Below are 15,458 nucleotides of genomic sequence, written 5' to 3'. Positions count from 1 at the left end.
CGCTGCGGGTCAGGCCTGGGGCTTGCGCCAGACCTTGCGGTTCACGAAACCGGTGTAGCTCAGGATGATGCGCAACACCTTGTCGGACACATTGGCCGGCGCGTAGTCGTTCACGAGACGCAGCAGTCGCTCGTCACCGCGCGGCTGGCTCTCCAGGATGCGCAGGCCGTCCAGCACGCGCTCGACGTCGAATCCGACCATCATCACCGCTCCTTCCTCGAAGCCCTCCGGGCGCTCGTGGACCTCGCGCAGGTTCAGTGCCGGGAAGTTGAGGATGGAAGACTCCTCGGTGATGGTGCCGCTGTCCGACAGCACCGCCCGCGCGCTGCACTGCAGCCGGACGTAGTCCAGGAAGCCGAAAGGCTTCATGAACTGGACTCGAGGATGCATCGCCTGCTGCGCCAGCAGCGCCTCCAGGCGCTTGCGGGTGCGAGGGTGCGTCGAGACGATGACGGGCTCGTCGTAGCGCTCGGCCAGGGTGTTGAGCACGTGCAGCAGGCGCTGCAGGTTCTCGGGAGCATCGACGTTCTCCTCGCGGTGCGAACTGACCACGAAGTAGCGCCCGGCCTCCAGGCCCTGGCGGGCCAACACATCGGAGGCCTCGATGCCGGGGCGGTAATGTTCGATCACCTCGCGCATCGGGCTGCCGGTCACGATCACCTGGTCGGGCGGAAAGCCTTCCCGCAGCAGATAGTCGCGGGCGATCTGGCTGTAGCTGAGGTTGATGTCGGCGGTGTGGTCGACGATGCGGCGGTTGATCTCCTCCGGCACCCGGAAATCGAAGCAGCGGTTGCCCGCCTCCATGTGAAAGATCGGCACCTTGCGGCGTTTGGCGGCGATGGCGGCGAGGCAGCTGTTGGTGTCTCCGAGGATGAGCAGTGCATCCGGCTGGGTCTGGGCCAGCACGCGGTCCACGTTCTGGATCACCTGCGCGATGGTCTCTGCCGCAGAGGCGCCCGCTGCCTCCAGGAAATGGTCGGGCTTGCGGATGCCGAGGTCACTGAAGAAGACCTCGTTGAGCTCGTAATCGTAGTTCTGGCCGGTGTGCACGAGCACATGCTCGCAATGCCGGTCCAGCTGCGCGATGACGCGGGACAGCCGGATGATCTCCGGCCGCGTGCCCACGACCGTCATGACCTTAAGCATTCACGGCCTCCCGGATGAGATCCAGCTGCAGCAGCACCTGCTTGACCTCCTCCACGTTGAGGCGACGGGTGTTGTGGGAGGTGTAGTCATCGATCTCGGAGATGGCTGTCTGACCCTCGACGAAATACTTGGCGTAGTTCAAGTCGCGCGAGTCGGCCGGGATGCGGTAGTAGCCACCGAGGTCTTCGGAGCGGGCCATCTCTTCTCGCGACACCAGCGATTCATACAGCTTCTCGCCATGGCGCGTGCCGATGATCTTGATCTCGTTGCTCTTGTGCAGGAGCTGGCGCATGGCTTCGGCCAGGTCGCCCACCGTCGAAGCCGGCGCCTTCTGAACGAAGATGTCGCCCGGGCGCGCATGCTCGAAGGCGTAGAGCACGAGGTCGACTGACTCTTCCAGCGACATCAGGAAGCGCGTCATCGTCGGGTCGGTGATGGTCAGCGGCTTGCCGTCCTGCAGCTGCTGCAGGAACAGCGGGATGACGGAGCCGCGCGAGGCCATCACGTTGCCGTAGCGCGTGGCCGACAGCACGGTCTTGCTCGGGTCGCACAGCCGCGACTTGGCCACCATGACCTTCTCCATCATGGCCTTGGACATGCCCATTGCATTGATGGGATAGACCGCCTTGTCGGTGGAGAGCACGACGACGCGGCTGACGCCCTGGGCGATGGCGGCCCGCATCACGTTCTCTGCACCGATGACGTTGGTCTTGACCGCTTCCATCGGATAGAACTCGCACGAGGGCACCTGCTTGAGCGCCGCCGCGTGGAAGACGTAGTCCACGCCGCTCAGGGCATCGTGCACGCTGTCGTAGTCGCGCACGTCGCCGATGTAGAACTTGACCTTGTCGCTCTTCAGCGCGATGCGCATGTCCTCCTGCTTCTTCTCGTCACGGCTGAAGATGCGGATCTCGGCGAAATCCGATTGCAGGAAGCGGCTCAGCACCGCATTGCCGAAGCTGCCGGTACCTCCGGTGATCAGCAGGACCTTGTCTTTGAACATGACACTCTTTCTTGTGGGGTTCAGCCGAAGGCGCGCATGCTGCGCACCAGATCGGGCCAGGAAGGCGGGGCATAGCCGGTGGCCGCACGGAAGCGGCTGGAGTCCAGCGACCGGTCGATGACCAGCTTGTCATCCGGCGAGATGAGGTTGTCGCGTCCGTACTCGGCGGCCACCAACTTGAGCAGGCTGTACTTGTCGATCGCTTCAGCCGACACATGCCAGGTGCCGCGCAGTTCGGGATGGGGCGCGACCACGTCCTTCATCACGCGCGCCAGCTCCACCGTGGGCAGGCCCGAGAACACCGCCTTCGTGAAGCCCCGCACCGGCCCCGTCTGTGACAGGAACCAGCCCACCAGCCCATGCGCGCTGGCCAGCTCGTGGCCGATGATGGAGGTGCGAAGCGTGACCGCGTTGTCGTAGTCCACCTCGCCCATCAGCTTGCTGCGGCCGTACAGATCCTGCGCATCGGCAGGGTCGGATTCCAGGTAGCCGCCCTTGGCGCCGGAGAAGACGCAGTCGGTGCTGACATGGATCAGCCGCGCGCCACACACCTGGGCCAGGCGGGCCAGGCGGTGCGGCAGCAGCGCGTTGATCGGAATGGCGGTCAGCGGGTCGTCTGCCTCGGCCAATTGCTTCACGATGCCGATGCAGTTGACCACCAGATCGGGCTTCACCTGGGCGAACAGGCGGGTCAGGCTGTCCAGGCTCTCCACATCCACGCCAGGCACGAAGCGGGCCGCGGGCGCATGCGACTGCAAGCGCGACACCACGCCTGCGCTGCGCACCGAGCCGTACACCTCGTAGCCCTCATCCGCTGCAAACACGCGCAGCACCGCATTGCCCAGCATGCCGCTGGCGCCCAGCACCAGCAGGCGTCGCTTGTTGGTCGTCATTGCACCTTCTTCTCTTGCCTGTTGCGCGCCGCGACGGCGCCTGTCAAATGTCCTACCAGCGCCCGGGCCAGCCGGTCGGGGTCGTAATGCTCGGCGTAATAGCGCCGCCCCGCCTCGCCCATGCGCTGTCGCGCCTCGGGTGGCAGGTCGCGCAGCGCCTGGGCGGCGGCGGCCAACGCCGCAGCATCTTCGGCGGCACACGCCAGACCCGCACCCGCCGCTTGCACCACCCGGGCGCCCTCCCCGTCCATCGAGGCCAGGATGGGCCGCCCGGCCGCCAGATAGGCCTGTATTTTGCTCGGAACCGTCCGGCTCAAGGCGGGCCCGCCGGTCAGGCTGACGAGCAGCGCATCCGCCTGCTCGAACACCGCCGGCATCTGCTCCGGCGGCAGCCGCCCGGCCAGTGTGACCTGCGTCAGGCCACGCGCCTTGACCTGATCCGCCAGCCAGCCGTCTCGCGCGCCGCTGCCCACCAGCACCCAGCGCACGCCACTGGGCGCGCCGAGGCGCTCGGCGGCATCGAGCACGCAGTCCAGCGATTGCACCGTACCCAGGTTGCCCGCAAAGACAATGTTGAAAGCTGTGCGCTCCAACTGCAGCGTGGTCGGCGCGAAGGCGGCGCTGGCGGATGCGCGATCGGCCGGGTTCTCGTGCACGGCCACCGGCGTGGGGCCGGCCATGGCCAGCACGGGCGCCATGAAGGCCGGCGACTGCACCAGCAGCAGATCACTGCGCCGGTAGATCCAGCGCACCACCACCGCCACGGCAGCCAGCAACCGACGGTTGCGCACGAAACCCGTGATCTCGAGGCTGTCCGGCCAGAGGTCCTGCACCCACACGACGAGCGCGGCCCGCTTGATCCACTTCAGCACGATGGCCGCGATGGCCTGCAGGATGGGGCTGGTGCCGTAGACGAAGATGGCATCAAAGCGCCGCCCCCGCAGGGCCCACGGCCCCAGCACCGAAGCCGCCGCCAGGAAGGACAGGTAGTTCAGCACCAGCCGGCGCGCGCCCCCCCGCCCGCGCGGCATCAGTGGCACACGGACGATCTCATAGCCCTCGTGGCGCTCCCTCTGCACACCCGCCACTTGGTAACCCGGGAAGATGTCGCCGTCCGGGTAATTGGGCTTGCCGGTGAGCACGGTCACCTCGCAGCCCTGCTCGACCAGCGACTGCGCCACCTCATTGATGCGGAACGACTCGGGCCAGAAGTGCTGGCTCAGCAGCAAGACCTTCATGCGTCCGGCGCGAGCAGGGCTTGCAGGAAGTCCGCGGCGAGCGCGGGCGCCAGGGGCGGCTCGGGTTGACCGAGAAAGCGTCGCACCGCGCGCGCGATGGAGACGGCCGAGGCCGGATCGAATGTCTGCGCCGGCGCGCAGACGTCGCGCACGAAGTCGAGCTCTCCCGCCAGGATGGGCAGGCCCGCCTGACGCGCTTCGATCAGCGGCAGGCCGAAGGATTCGCCCTTGGACGGGAAGACCAGGGCACCTGCGCAGCGGTACAGGGCCAGCACGTCCTCATGCGAACGCGGCCCGAGGTTGGTGATGCGCAGGCCGTGCTCGTCGGCCTGGCTCTGCACCCAGGCAGCCAAGCCGGCGTCGCGCGCCGACAAGGTGAGCGCCAGGCTCGGCCGCAGCCCCTGCGCAGCCAGCAGAACCCAGGCCTGCACCAGCGTCCGGTGGTTCTTGTGCGCCTCGCCGTCGGCGACGTAGATGAAATCCCACTGTCGAGGTGCTGGCGCTGACGAGGCCGGCGGTGCTGGCGGCGCAGGCGGTGCAGGTGGTGCGAAGGGCAACACACGGATGTCTGCCTCCTGCGGTCCGTACCAGGCCTGCACGGCGCGCGCCATCGACGGTGTCTGCACCCAATACCGGGCCACGCGATGCCGCAACCAGCGGCTGATGGATTGCTCGAAGCGCAAGCGCTGGCGCGTCTTGAAGCCGAAAGCGGCCAGCGGCACCTGGCCGAGATAGTTGCGGTTCTGCTGGAACAGCCAGACCGGCGCCTCAAGGCGGCGCAGCGGCGGCAAGCCATGGAAGCACAGCACGCGATCCTGCTTGCGCGCCGCGGCGGCCAGCGTGAACTCCGCCTTCAGCCGCGAGCCGGCGGAGGCCTGCACCCAGACCACCTCGGCCCGCCCCGGCAGCGTCAGCCGCGCGCGCGCCCGGTCATCCAGCCAGGCCACCAGAGGCTGGTCGCCCGGCCAGGCCGCGAGCAGGGCCTGCAACAGCACGAAGCCGCCGCCGGTGTGGACATTGGGCGCGTACAGCAGCAGGCGCCCGGCCTGCTGCGTCACGGCTTGGGGCCTTCGTAGACGTCCTTCTTGCCCAGGCCCTGCGGCACCAGCGCGCGCACGCCCTGGCGCAGCCCGTTGTCCACACGCGCCAGCAGGCGCAGCAGCGGTTGCTCGGGGCGGGCGCTGAACGATGTCACGTTGAAGTAGTCCTGCCCCGTGGGCGAACGCGGCGAGAAGTAGTAGTTGGAGACACAGCAGCGGGTGCCATCGGCCACCACCGGGCTGACGGAATGCCAGGATGTGGGCGTCGTCTCCATGATCGCCAGGCGATTGAAGCGGCTGACGATGGTGACGTTCTTGCGCACCCGTTCGTCCCACAGCTCGAGGTTGCCGCCGTTCTCCAGCGACCAGCCGGGCGTCACGTAGTACAGCAGGTTGAGCGTGCGGTAGTAGCGCCGCGAGGCCTCGTGCGAGTTGTCGATGTGCGGCCCCAGGTGATGGCCCTTGACCATGGCGCTCAGGCCACCCGCGTACAAGCTGGCGTCGGGAATCTGCTCGCGGATGCCGGTGATCTGCTCCACCACCTCCACGACACGCGGGTCCTGCACCGCGAACGTGATGTCCGCCATCAGCGGATCGAACTGGTCAAAGCTCTTCGACGTGTACTTGCGCTCCCGAAAGCTCTCCATCAGGCGCATGGCCGAGGGCTGCGGAAAGGCGCGGTGGATGCGTTCGGCGAGCTCTTGCGGCAGCAGATCATCGACGGCGCAGTAGCGCACGCCGACTTCGTTCTTGGAGGCCTGGAAGGCCGTCTTCAAGGCGTCCCGATCGGCCGACAGGCGGGCGACGATGAGTTGGACCAGTTCTTCCTTCATAACCCTTTATTCTCGCACCGCACGCGGCATCAGCCGTCGCCGCAGCACTCGTCCAGGCGCTTCAGCGCTCGCTGCGCGGCGCGCGGAAGGGCTCCACCAGCGACGTCACCAGGCGCAGTGCGGCCACCGAATCGACGACTTCACCATGTCGACGCGCCCACCCACCAGCGCGCGGCGCCAAGAGACGCGGCAAGACACGACGCAACGTGTGGGAGACCTCTTCCAACGCCGCGCGGGCCATGGCGGCCCGCATCGTGCCGCGACCGAACTGCAGGCCGCATTGCCTAACCGCCGCCATGATCTCGCGCCGGTAGCCAAAGCAGTACGCCAGGCAACGCACATAGATGCGCGCATAGGTCAAGGCCGTGACCGGCAAGCCGGCCGTCCGCATGCCCTCCACCATCGAGTAACCCCAGACGGTGTACGGCGAGAAGAACCGCGGCACCAGCGGGTTCCAGCGCAGGTTCTTGAACCGCTTGAGGTAGGGACTGTCATCAAACGACACCCGATCGGTGCGCGCAGCCCCCGAGCCGGCTTCACTGCGCGGCGAAGCTCCCGGGATGAAAAACGGGAAGTCCAGGAAGACGACGCGCCGCGCCACGCAGGCGATCAGGATGGCGCTGTAGATATCAGGACTCACGCCGCCGAAGAGCGCCCCGAAACGCGCACTGACCTCCGTCAGCGTGGAGCGCCGCACCAGACCGTGGTAGATGCGCGGCAGGAGCGCCAGGCCTCGGCCAACATGCTGCTCCGCATGCCGCAACTCTGACATGGGGTCGACCTCGCGGCGGTCCCCGGACGCCGACCAGACAAAGACTTTGCCGCTGTAGGCATCGCCAAAGTACTTGGAATCGACACCCGGCCAGTAGTAGGCGACACCAAAGCGGTTGCCGTAAGGCACCACGGCGTCGATGCCGTCGCGCGCGGCCCAGGCCGCCACGTCTTCAATCTGAGGGCCGACGACATCGTCGTCGCCGACGAAGATCACATACTCACCCACGCAATGGGTCAGCGCGAACTCGAAGTTCTCGACAACATTCGCGTCCTTCGGGCTGCGCCGGTAGTCCAGCCGCCCGGTGACCTGCGGCAACGTGGCGACATGGTCCTGCAGTTCGTTGCTGTCGCTTGAGTCGGCGATGACGATCTGCGCGTGCGGCGCAGCGAGGCGGCCCGCCGCAATGCAGGCACTCGCGCAGTCGAAACGATTGCGCGTCGGGATGACGATGGAAAGCAGGCAAGGGCCCGTGGAGGGTGAATTCATCGCAGGGGTGCTCATGCCTTCCCCTTGAGCGCGCGTGCGCACCAAAAGGCCATGAGACAGAAGTCGATGGCGCAACGCAGCGTCCAGGCCATGGCTGCGCCGACGGCGCCCCACTGGCTGGACAGCACCACGATCAGCACCAGAAAGACCGGAAACTCCGCGGCATGGATCTGCGCGGCGACCTTTTGCAAGCGCATGGCATGCAAGACCGTGAACGGCACAGCCGCAGCGCCGCCGAACACCATGCCCAGGCACAGGATGGACAACACCTGGTGAGAGGCGGCGGCGAACTCCTCGCCCACCCACAACGCCAGGATGGGGCGCGCCCAGACACCCAGCACCGTGCAGATGGGGATGACGAGCAACATCACGAGCGCCGCGGAGCGCCACAAGACGCGCCGGGCTGCATCGCCTTCGGCATGGGCCTTCACCATGGCGGGGAAGGTCGCCGTGACCACACTGGTCGGGAAGATCCAGAGCTTGGTCACGATCTCCTGGGAGACGGCGTAGTAGGCCACCACGGACGGTGTGGCCACATAAGCGAGCACAAAGCGGTCGACGTACCCCATGAAGGCGCTCAACAGGCTGCTCATCGACATCCAGCCGCCGGTTGTCGCGAGCCCCTTGAGCACCGACCTGTCACTTTGTGCGAGCCAGGCACGTGGTGACCAGGCCTCGCCAGACGCCAGCATGTAGGCCGCGAGATTGGCGAGTCGCCCCATGACCAGCGCCAGCGAAATCGCGACCAGCGAGGGGCCGAAGAGATAACAGACCGCCAGCGGGCCCGCAAACGTCCATATGCCGATCGGCACGCGCACGGCGTTGACCATCGAGAAATGCCCGTCGGCCTCCAGGATGCCCTTGTAGCCGTTGGACAGCACCAGCGCCGGGATGCCCATCAGCATGACCGCCCCGGCCCACAGCGCGTCGGTCTTCCAGGGCGTGGACTGAGCCTGCAGGCCGGCGCCGAGCAGCAGCAGTCCCGCAATGGCGATGATGAAGAGGCTCAGCAGCCCCAACAGCAGCATCGCGTTGCCCACCACCACCGGTCGCGGCAAGGGTGTACGACCGGGCGCTGGAGCAGATAACTCCTGGGTAACGACCTTGCCCAGTCCCAGGTCAAGCAGGCCTAGGTAGCTGGCCACCGCCCACAGCAAGGTCAGCACGCCAAAGCGGTCAGTGCCAAGCCCGTGGATCAGCGGCGGGATGCAGAAGAAGGCCGCCACCAGGGGCAGGCCAAAACCCAGCAGGTTAGCGGCCGAGTCCTTCAGCATGCGCGCCCGGCTCAGCATGACGGCTCCTCCGATGCGCGAGCCTTCTGACGCTCTGCGGCCTCTTCAGCGAGAACCCGCTGCAGGCACATGAGCCCGAAGAGCCCCGCGAGGAAGGGGCCGGAGAAGTAGCCGGTTCCGCGAATGAAGCTGCCCAACAACAACACGGCCACCATGCCCACCAGAAGCGCCACCGTCACACGACGCTCAGGTTTCACGCCATGCGCCAGTCGGCGCAGGAAGTGAACGAACACCAGCAGCATCACGCCCCACATGGCCGCGCCCAGCCAGCCGAGTTCGCTCAGCACCTTGGAAATGGTGAAGGAACCGTCGTTGTAGTTGGCATCGCCAAGGCCGAGCAGGTCGATGATGTCGGCGGTATCGGTAACCGGACGAGGTTCGCACCCCATGCGGTTGAAACCCAGCCCGAAGCCGCGGGTCACGTCCAGGTTTTCGATGGCGTGCTCCCAGCCCATCACGTAGATGATGCTGGATGCGTTGGAACTGGTGTCTGCCGCCTGCAAGCCGGCCTCCTGCACACCGGCAACGCGCGCTATGGCGTCGTCCCGGTAGGGCGATACCCACACGAGCGCCAGCACCGCGGCAACTGGCAAGACAAGCCGCGTCATCAAAGTCTTGACACGCCGGGCATGCCCCATGGCAACGGCAACGCAGGCCAGCGCCAGCAGCAGCAGCACGATGAGCGTGGAGGAACTTGAAAACAGCAACAGCACGGCGATGAAGGCCAGTGCCAACCCCGTGACCGCCGCTCGGCCACTGAAACCCAGGGCCACCAGCGCAGGCGTGAGTGCCAGTGCCAGGTGACTTGGTTCAGGGAAGATACCGCTGGCCCGCTCAAAAGCCGTGCGGCCGTTGATGAGCAGCAGGCCATGATGCAGGATGACGGTCACCGTCACCGTGGCCGACAACGCCGCCAGCGTGCGCAACAGGCGACGGTCATCGAGTTCGACGGCCCGTGCCAGTACGGCGAGCGCCCAGATCAGGGCAATGAACAGCACGAAGCTGCCCATGGACTTGCCGGTCAGGTCCTGACAGGGCGTGCTGAAGAGCGATCCCAGGAAATGGAGGCTCAACAACACGGTGGCCCCCGCCACCATGCGCCACCATCGCCCCGGTGCAAAGCCACGGCTGGCCTCCCAGCCGGCGAGCAACAGCAAGAACAGCACATGCGGGCCGACGGAGGAACCATACCCCTCACCAGCCGCGTAAGGCCCGAGCGCAAAGATCCACAGCAAAGCGCCGAACAACCAACGGCGGCGCACCGGCGCCGCATCCCATGACGCGGTGGCGCTCATCATCCCTGCGCCCTGCGAAAACGTCGAACGACCGACACGATGCCGAAGCACCAGAAGGCAAGGCCGAACAGAAAGGGCCGCCAACTCTGCGCCGACACGAGCAATCGGGGTGCCAGACGGAATGCCTCCAGCAGGCGCTTGGCCCCCAACCAGGGCCGGCCGGCCTGCGCATGGTTCTTGGCCGCAATGCACAGCGACTTGGCCATGGCAAGGTCCGCTTCGATACCGACCTGCCCTTGCCAGTACTGGCGCATGACCCCGCAGATCTCCTCGGCCCGGGCTTCAGGCATGGCCCGGAAAGACGCCGAGCGATCGTGGATGCGGTACTGCGCAAGCGGTTCCGGCACGCGAAGGAACGTGCCATGGGTGGCGGCGCGCAGCCAGAACTCGAAATCGGGAACCTGCCGGAGTTCGGCACGCCAGCCGCCCGTGCGATCGAAGACGGCACGACGGAAAAACGCCCCGGGGCCGGGCTGGCACACCAGATCGACTCGCAACCGGCGCAGATCAAAGTCCTCCGTCCGCACAGTACGGATGGCTGCGCCTCGGTGATCGATGAGCTCGAAGTCACAGTAGGCCACCACCACCTCGGGCTGCGACTGCAGAGCCTCAACCATGCGGCTGACCGCGTGGGGCGCCAGACAGTCGTCGGAACTGAGGTAAGCAAGGACGTCCCCGCGACTCAAACTCCAGCCACGGTTGAGGCTGGCCGCCTGGCCTGCATTGGCCTGCGTCAGCACGGTAACCCGACCCGGATGCGCATCGGCCACCCGACGCGCCACCTCCAACGAAGTGTCCGTGGACCCGTCGTCGATGACGATGTATTCGAGTGCGGGGTAGTCCTGAGCGAGCACGCTACGCATGGTCGCTTCCAGGTACTCCGCCTGGTTGAAGACCGACGTGACGATGCTGACGAGGGGCTGGGGCATGTAAGGGGCTGCTCGCAAGGCGCCTCACGCCTCAGAGATGCGATCGCGGCTTGGGCGACCATTGAACAGCGCGCGATTGTATGCACGCGAGTGCCCTGCCACGGAGGCCGCTGCGCACCGGGACGCGCCAGACCGGCCGGTGCCCGGCTGTTAACATCCCACCCAGCGTGCCAGCGTTACTGGTGTGCGTCTTCTGGCACTCTCCATGGTCGTCCTTCGTCAAGCCCTGTTGGTCCTGCTGGTGCTCCTTGCCACCATGGGTCACGCGCACGCCTACATCGATGGCGGCTCCGCTCATCTGTTGATCCAGGGCCTCATCGCCGGCGCGGTCGGGGTGCTGTACTACCTACGCAATCCGAAGCAGATCTGGCTGGCGATCAAGCGGCGCTTCAAACGCGACCGCTCCTGATGAGCCGAAGCTTTCGCGACCCGGCCGGCCAGGTCGAGGATGATGGGCGACGCATCCTCCGAGTCGTGCACGCTGCGGCACGGGCGGCCACGCAGGAACTGCTGGACTCCGACCTGTATGCCGGCCTCATCCGCGATGGCTTCCTCATTGAAGCGCGCAACGTGCGGCCTTCGGCCGACGGCGGCCTGGAGATCGATCATCCGCGGGTCGACATCCCCAGCTACCCTTTCGAATGGACGCCGGCCATGCTGGCCGATGCGGCGTTGCTCACGCTGGACGTGCAGACCCGCGCCTGGGTCGCGGGCTGGACGCTGAAGGACGCGCCAGCCAACAACGTGCTGTTCCAGGGCTCGCGGCCCGTGCTCTGCGACCTGCTGTCGTTGCAGAAGCGGCAGCCCGACGACGCGCCGGGCTGGCAGGCGTATGGCCAGTTCGTGCGTCACTTCGTGCTGCCACTGCTGGCGATTGCCCAGCATGGCCGCACGCCGCGGGACATCTTCCTGGCCCACCGGGACGGCCTGCGGGCGGCCGAGGTGGCGCCTTTCATTCCCTGGCATGCCCACCTGGGATTGGCTATGTGGCTGCATGTGCGCCTGCCCGCCCGGCTGGAGCGGCGTCGTATCGCCGGCAACACGGCGCGCGAGCACGCACCGGGCAAGACGCCTCACAACCCGAGGGCGGACGGCACCCCTTGGCTCCTGTCGAACCTGCGGGGCTTCATCCAACGCCTTGCGCGCAGCAGCCAGGCGGTGTCCACCTGGAGCGCCTACACCGGCAACCGCGATCACTATGCCGACGCTGAGCTGCAAGCCAAGCGCACCGCGGTCCAGGCCCTCGTCTCGGCCCGCCGCCCGCAGCGCGTGCTGGACATTGGCGCCAACAGCGGGGAGTTCTCCCTGCTCGCGGCCCTGGCCGGCGCCAAGGTGGTCGCGCTCGATGACGACATCAACGCCCTAGACCAGTTGCATCGCCATCTGCGCGACAACGGTTCGGACATCCAGTGCATTCACGCCAACTTCGCCCGGCCCACGCCCGCGACGGGCTGGCAACTGACTGAGACGCAGAGCCTTCCCACACGCCTGAGTGGCCGTTTCGATCTGGTGTTGATGCTCGCCGTGGTCCATCACCTGGCCGTGACGGAGCGCCTGCCCCTGCCGCAGCTGTTCGAGACGCTTGCGGACTGCTGCGCCGGCACTCTGTTGCTGGAGTTCGTCCCGCGGGACGACCCCCGCTTCGCCGAGATTGCAGCCGCCAACGCCAGCCTGTACGAGGGCTGGAGCCTTCAGACCCTGCTCGATGCGGCCAGGCCTTGGTTCGAACTGCGTGAACAGACACGGATCTCGTCTCACCGCACGCTGCTGCAATTGCAGCGACGTTGATCTCTCATGCCCACTTTCATGCGTTTCCTCGCGCAGGCGGCCCGTTACGCCGGGCTGACGCTCATCGCCCTGGCCAGCGCAGCGCTGGGTGACAGCCTGCTGCAAAGCCCCTCAGCCGTTTACGTCGCCTTCCAACCGGGCCTGTTTCTGCGCGAAGGCAGCACATTGCTGGCGTTGCTGCTGGTCGCTGCCCTGGCGGGCGGGTTGCTCGACCAGCCCCAGCGTCCCTGGCTGATCGCCGGCCTCGTGCGGGCCTTGCTGCTGGCATTGCTGTTCGTGGCCATCTTTCAAGTGCTGCGTCGGCCCCTGGCCGCCGCGCTGCCCCTGGGCGGTGCACTGAAGGCCGGCCTGCTACTGGGCTGCGTCGCCGCCGCCGGTTGGACCGCTTGGCGGGCGGCCCCAGCCTCGCAGTGGCGCATCGCCACTGCCTGCGGCCTCACGCTGGTGTCGATGTATCTGCTGCAGCCGGGCATGCCTGCCTACCTGGCCAGGCTCGTCACAGGGCCGTCGGTGACCTCGGTCACGCTGGCACCCTCCCAACAGCCCGCAAGCCCCGTGCGCAGAACGCTTGTCGTGATCCTGGACGAGTGGGATCAGGAAATCTCCATGCGGGAGCGCCTGTTCGACACGCCGCCGTTGCGCGACCTGCTTGCCCAGAGCTTTCAGGCGACCCAGGCCATGCCCGCAGGCACGAGCACGCTGAGCTCCATCCCAGGCATGACGCTCGGCCGACGCTTCGGCGCCGTCGCCAAGGGCGGCCCCGGCTACCTGATCGCCAACGACGGCAGCCGCTTCGACGCCGGCACGCCCACGCTGTTCACCGATCTGCAGGCACGGGGCCATGCCTACGCGGTCGTAGGCTTCTATCACGACTACTGCGCCGTGGTGCCCGCCCCACGGCGCTGCCATGCCGAGCCGGTGCGGTTCTTCCCGGGCTGGCAGGCATCGCTGGCGCGTGCCTTCCGCCAGCAGCGCGACTTCGACAATCCGTACACCGACTTCCTGCGCCAGTGGAGCGGCACGTATGCACGGCTGCGCGAGGCTGCGCTGAGCGCCGTCGCTGACCCGGCGAATACCGTCGTCTGGTTGCATCTGAACGTGCCGCACCCGCCGATCGCCGCGCCCGGTGTGACGCCCCGCACACTGATCGAGGACTACCGCGCCAACCTCGCGGAGATGTCCCGGCTGCTGGCCGACCTGCGCCAGACGGTGCAGCAGGCGGGCCCAGCCTCGGCCATGATCCTCACGTCCGACCATTGGCTGCGCGAAAAGGAAATGTGGGCGGCGATCTACGAGCAGCAGCGCGGCCCCGGCGCGGGAGCGGCGGGCAAGACCAACGACCAGCACGTGCCCTTCATCGTGTGGTTCAGCGACGCAACCAGCCCGGCCAAGCTGGATCAGCCCATCAGCACCACCGCGCTGCGCGACCTGGTACCCGCACTCGTGGAGCGCCGCCTGCAATCGCCGGCCGATGTCGCCACCTTCTTCCGCGGCCGCAGCGGCGACCCAGTGACGCCGTTCAAGATCCGATCAGACAGCGCCGCTGTTCATTGAGGTGATCGCCATCATCACCGAGACCATCAGCGCCCCGATCACCGCGCCGATGACGAGGATGGCCACCGGCTCGATCAAGGCCATGGCCTGACGCTGGCGCTCGCGCGCGGCCTCGGACTGCAGGCTGCCGAGCGAGGCCAGCATGGCGTCCAGGCTGCCCGCGCGTTCACCGACCTTGATGAGGTTCAGGCGGGCGGCCGGAATCCAGTGGGAATGGCGCAGGCTGTCGTAGAGCGTGCGACCCTGCTGAAGCTCGCGCGCGGTGGACGACACCAGCACACGGAACTCCTGCAGGCCGATGGCGCCCACCGACAGGCGCAGGGCGTCAAGCAAGGGCACCCGATTGCGCAACATGGTGCCCATCAGCGTCGCCCAGCGGCCCACCTCGGCATCCCGCAACCACGGGCCCACCACGGGTGCTGCGGCCAGCCGGTCCATCAGGGACTGGCGGAAGCCCGGGCGAGACAAGGCCACCGCCAGGGCCATCACCACGGCGCTGGCGCCGATGCCGAGCCACAGCACGTTGGCCTTCATGAACACGGCCGTCTCGATGACCCAGGCCGAGAACTCCGGCACCTGGCCGCGTGCCGACTTCAGCAGCGGCGCAAAACGCGGGATGACACCGATGAAGATGATCAGCACGGCCGCCAGGCCCGCCGTGACGAGCACCGTGGGGTAGATCAGCGCAGCACGCAGTTCGGAGAGTGTGCGGCGCGCCAGCTCCAGTTGCGAGGCGGCATCGGCCAGCGCGGCGGCCAACTGACCGCTGGCCTCGCCCACCTTGACCAGCGTGAGCAGATGCTCGGGCAGGCCCAGGCCGCTGTGCTCGATGGCTTCAAAGAGGCTGCGGCCGGCGCGCACCGACGTGAGTGCCCGCGACATGCACGCCCCCACCGGGCCGGTCGCATGGCCGACGGCGAGGGACTCCAGCGCCTCGTCCAACGGCACCCCCGCCTGCAGCAAGGTCGACAGCTCACGCAGGCCGACCTCCCGGTCCGCCAGCGTCAGCGACCGAGCCCGACCGGGGCTGGCCGCGGCGAGCACTGGCGTGGCGGACGTGAGCGACACCGGGCGCAGGCCCTGGCGCAGCAGCTCGCGGGCAGCGTCGCCTTCACTGACGCTGTCCAGCTGACCGGCCACGATGCGGCCGCTGGCGTCCTGCGCGCGGTAGCTGAAGGTCGGCATG

At 67.3% G+C, this 15,458-nt stretch carries 14 protein-coding genes; 3 read left to right on the top strand and 11 right to left on the bottom strand.

Annotated elements, in window-relative coordinates; all coding sequences use genetic code 11:
* Nucleotides 1–9: 9 nt before the first annotated feature.
* The 10 genes from wecB to CDO81_RS12775 all read right to left on the bottom strand — a co-directional run bounded on the left by wecB (nt 10) and on the right by CDO81_RS12775 (nt 10,930).
* Nucleotides 10–1,146 (bottom strand): non-hydrolyzing UDP-N-acetylglucosamine 2-epimerase, encoded by a 1,137-nt coding sequence (gene wecB / locus CDO81_RS12820; protein WP_088483618.1) that lies wholly within the window; start codon nt 1,144–1,146, stop codon nt 10–12.
* Nucleotides 1,139–2,149, bottom strand: a complete 1,011-nt coding sequence (locus CDO81_RS12815; protein WP_088483617.1) for a polysaccharide biosynthesis protein — start codon at nt 2,147–2,149, stop codon at nt 1,139–1,141. Before CDO81_RS12815 ends, wecB begins: the two co-directional genes overlap by 8 nt.
* A 20-nt stretch (nt 2,150–2,169) precedes the next feature.
* Complete coding sequence (locus CDO81_RS12810; RefSeq protein ID WP_088483616.1) at nt 2,170–3,042, bottom strand: dTDP-4-dehydrorhamnose reductase family protein; 873 nt, start codon at nt 3,040–3,042, stop codon at nt 2,170–2,172.
* Nucleotides 3,039–4,280, bottom strand: coding sequence for a glycosyltransferase family 4 protein (locus tag CDO81_RS12805; RefSeq protein WP_088483615.1), 1,242 nt, complete (start codon nt 4,278–4,280; stop codon nt 3,039–3,041). The genes CDO81_RS12810 and CDO81_RS12805 overlap by 4 nt, the downstream gene beginning before the upstream one ends.
* Nucleotides 4,277–5,338 carry a glycosyltransferase gene (locus tag CDO81_RS12800; RefSeq protein ID WP_088483614.1) on the bottom strand — a complete coding sequence of 354 codons (1,062 nt, stop codon included), beginning with the start codon at nt 5,336–5,338 and terminating at the stop codon, nt 4,277–4,279. The genes CDO81_RS12805 and CDO81_RS12800 overlap by 4 nt, the downstream gene beginning before the upstream one ends.
* Nucleotides 5,335–6,153 (bottom strand): 2OG-Fe(II) oxygenase, encoded by an 819-nt coding sequence (locus tag CDO81_RS12795; protein WP_088483613.1) that lies wholly within the window; start codon nt 6,151–6,153, stop codon nt 5,335–5,337. The genes CDO81_RS12800 and CDO81_RS12795 overlap by 4 nt, the downstream gene beginning before the upstream one ends.
* A gap of 61 nt (nt 6,154–6,214) precedes the next feature.
* Complete coding sequence (locus CDO81_RS12790) at nt 6,215–7,429, bottom strand: glycosyltransferase (RefSeq protein ID WP_088483612.1); 1,215 nt, start codon at nt 7,427–7,429, stop codon at nt 6,215–6,217.
* A complete protein-coding gene (locus CDO81_RS12785) occupies nt 7,426–8,706 on the bottom strand; it encodes an oligosaccharide flippase family protein (RefSeq protein WP_088483611.1) in 1,281 nt (426 codons plus the stop codon). The genes CDO81_RS12790 and CDO81_RS12785 overlap by 4 nt, the downstream gene beginning before the upstream one ends.
* Entirely contained in the window at nt 8,700–10,004 is a 1,305-nt protein-coding gene (locus CDO81_RS12780; RefSeq protein ID WP_144397227.1) for a hypothetical protein, read from the bottom strand. Before CDO81_RS12780 ends, CDO81_RS12785 begins: the two co-directional genes overlap by 7 nt.
* Nucleotides 10,001–10,930 carry a glycosyltransferase family 2 protein gene (locus CDO81_RS12775; protein ID WP_088483609.1) on the bottom strand — a complete coding sequence of 310 codons (930 nt, stop codon included), beginning with the start codon at nt 10,928–10,930 and terminating at the stop codon, nt 10,001–10,003. Before CDO81_RS12775 ends, CDO81_RS12780 begins: the two co-directional genes overlap by 4 nt.
* 205 nt (nt 10,931–11,135) lie before the next feature.
* On the opposite strand from CDO81_RS12775, the gene CDO81_RS12770 reads away from it, so the two are divergent.
* From CDO81_RS12770 to CDO81_RS12760, 3 genes are read left to right on the top strand one after another with little or no spacing between them, the layout of a single operon-like run.
* Entirely contained in the window at nt 11,136–11,339 is a 204-nt protein-coding gene (locus CDO81_RS12770) for a hypothetical protein (RefSeq protein WP_088483608.1), read from the top strand.
* Entirely contained in the window at nt 11,339–12,718 is a 1,380-nt protein-coding gene (locus CDO81_RS12765; protein WP_088483607.1) for a class I SAM-dependent methyltransferase, read from the top strand. The genes CDO81_RS12770 and CDO81_RS12765 overlap by 1 nt, the downstream gene beginning before the upstream one ends.
* Nucleotides 12,719–12,736: 18 nt before the next feature.
* Nucleotides 12,737–14,272 carry a sulfatase-like hydrolase/transferase gene (locus CDO81_RS12760; protein WP_158218263.1) on the top strand — a complete coding sequence of 512 codons (1,536 nt, stop codon included), beginning with the start codon at nt 12,737–12,739 and terminating at the stop codon, nt 14,270–14,272.
* Here the strand turns inward: CDO81_RS12760 and CDO81_RS12755 are convergent.
* Nucleotides 14,249–15,457, bottom strand: coding sequence for a type II secretion system F family protein (locus tag CDO81_RS12755; RefSeq protein WP_088483605.1), 1,209 nt, complete (start codon nt 15,455–15,457; stop codon nt 14,249–14,251). The genes CDO81_RS12760 and CDO81_RS12755 overlap by 24 nt on opposite strands.
* Nucleotide 15,458: the final 1 nt, after the last annotated feature.

This window comes from Roseateles puraquae (assembly GCF_002205845.1).
Classification (GTDB): domain Bacteria; phylum Pseudomonadota; class Gammaproteobacteria; order Burkholderiales; family Burkholderiaceae_C; genus Pelomonas; species Pelomonas puraquae.
This window is presented reverse-complemented; position numbering and strand designations above follow the sequence as displayed.

What these genes read in the sequence shown, in the direction of transcription:
- CDO81_RS12790 (WP_088483612.1), bottom strand. Translation starts at nt 7,429, where the DNA reads ATGAGCACCCCTGCGATGAATTCACCCTCCACGGGCCCTTGCCTGCTT.
- CDO81_RS12760 (WP_158218263.1), top strand. Translation starts at nt 12,737, where the DNA reads ATGCGTTTCCTCGCGCAGGCGGCCCGTTACGCCGGGCTGACGCTCATC.
- CDO81_RS12815 (WP_088483617.1), bottom strand. Translation starts at nt 2,149, where the DNA reads ATGTTCAAAGACAAGGTCCTGCTGATCACCGGAGGTACCGGCAGCTTC.
- CDO81_RS12780 (WP_144397227.1), bottom strand. Translation starts at nt 10,004, where the DNA reads ATGATGAGCGCCACCGCGTCATGGGATGCGGCGCCGGTGCGCCGCCGT.
- CDO81_RS12810 (WP_088483616.1), bottom strand. Translation starts at nt 3,042, where the DNA reads ATGACGACCAACAAGCGACGCCTGCTGGTGCTGGGCGCCAGCGGCATG.
- CDO81_RS12765 (WP_088483607.1), top strand. Translation starts at nt 11,339, where the DNA reads ATGAGCCGAAGCTTTCGCGACCCGGCCGGCCAGGTCGAGGATGATGGG.
- CDO81_RS12805 (WP_088483615.1), bottom strand. Translation starts at nt 4,280, where the DNA reads ATGAAGGTCTTGCTGCTGAGCCAGCACTTCTGGCCCGAGTCGTTCCGC.
- CDO81_RS12785 (WP_088483611.1), bottom strand. Translation starts at nt 8,706, where the DNA reads ATGCTGAGCCGGGCGCGCATGCTGAAGGACTCGGCCGCTAACCTGCTG.
- CDO81_RS12770 (WP_088483608.1), top strand. Translation starts at nt 11,136, where the DNA reads ATGGTCGTCCTTCGTCAAGCCCTGTTGGTCCTGCTGGTGCTCCTTGCC.
- CDO81_RS12775 (WP_088483609.1), bottom strand. Translation starts at nt 10,930, where the DNA reads ATGCCCCAGCCCCTCGTCAGCATCGTCACGTCGGTCTTCAACCAGGCG.
- CDO81_RS12755 (WP_088483605.1), bottom strand. Translation starts at nt 15,457, where the DNA reads ATGCCGACCTTCAGCTACCGCGCGCAGGACGCCAGCGGCCGCATCGTG.
- CDO81_RS12795 (WP_088483613.1), bottom strand. Translation starts at nt 6,153, where the DNA reads ATGAAGGAAGAACTGGTCCAACTCATCGTCGCCCGCCTGTCGGCCGAT.
- wecB (WP_088483618.1), bottom strand. Translation starts at nt 1,146, where the DNA reads ATGCTTAAGGTCATGACGGTCGTGGGCACGCGGCCGGAGATCATCCGG.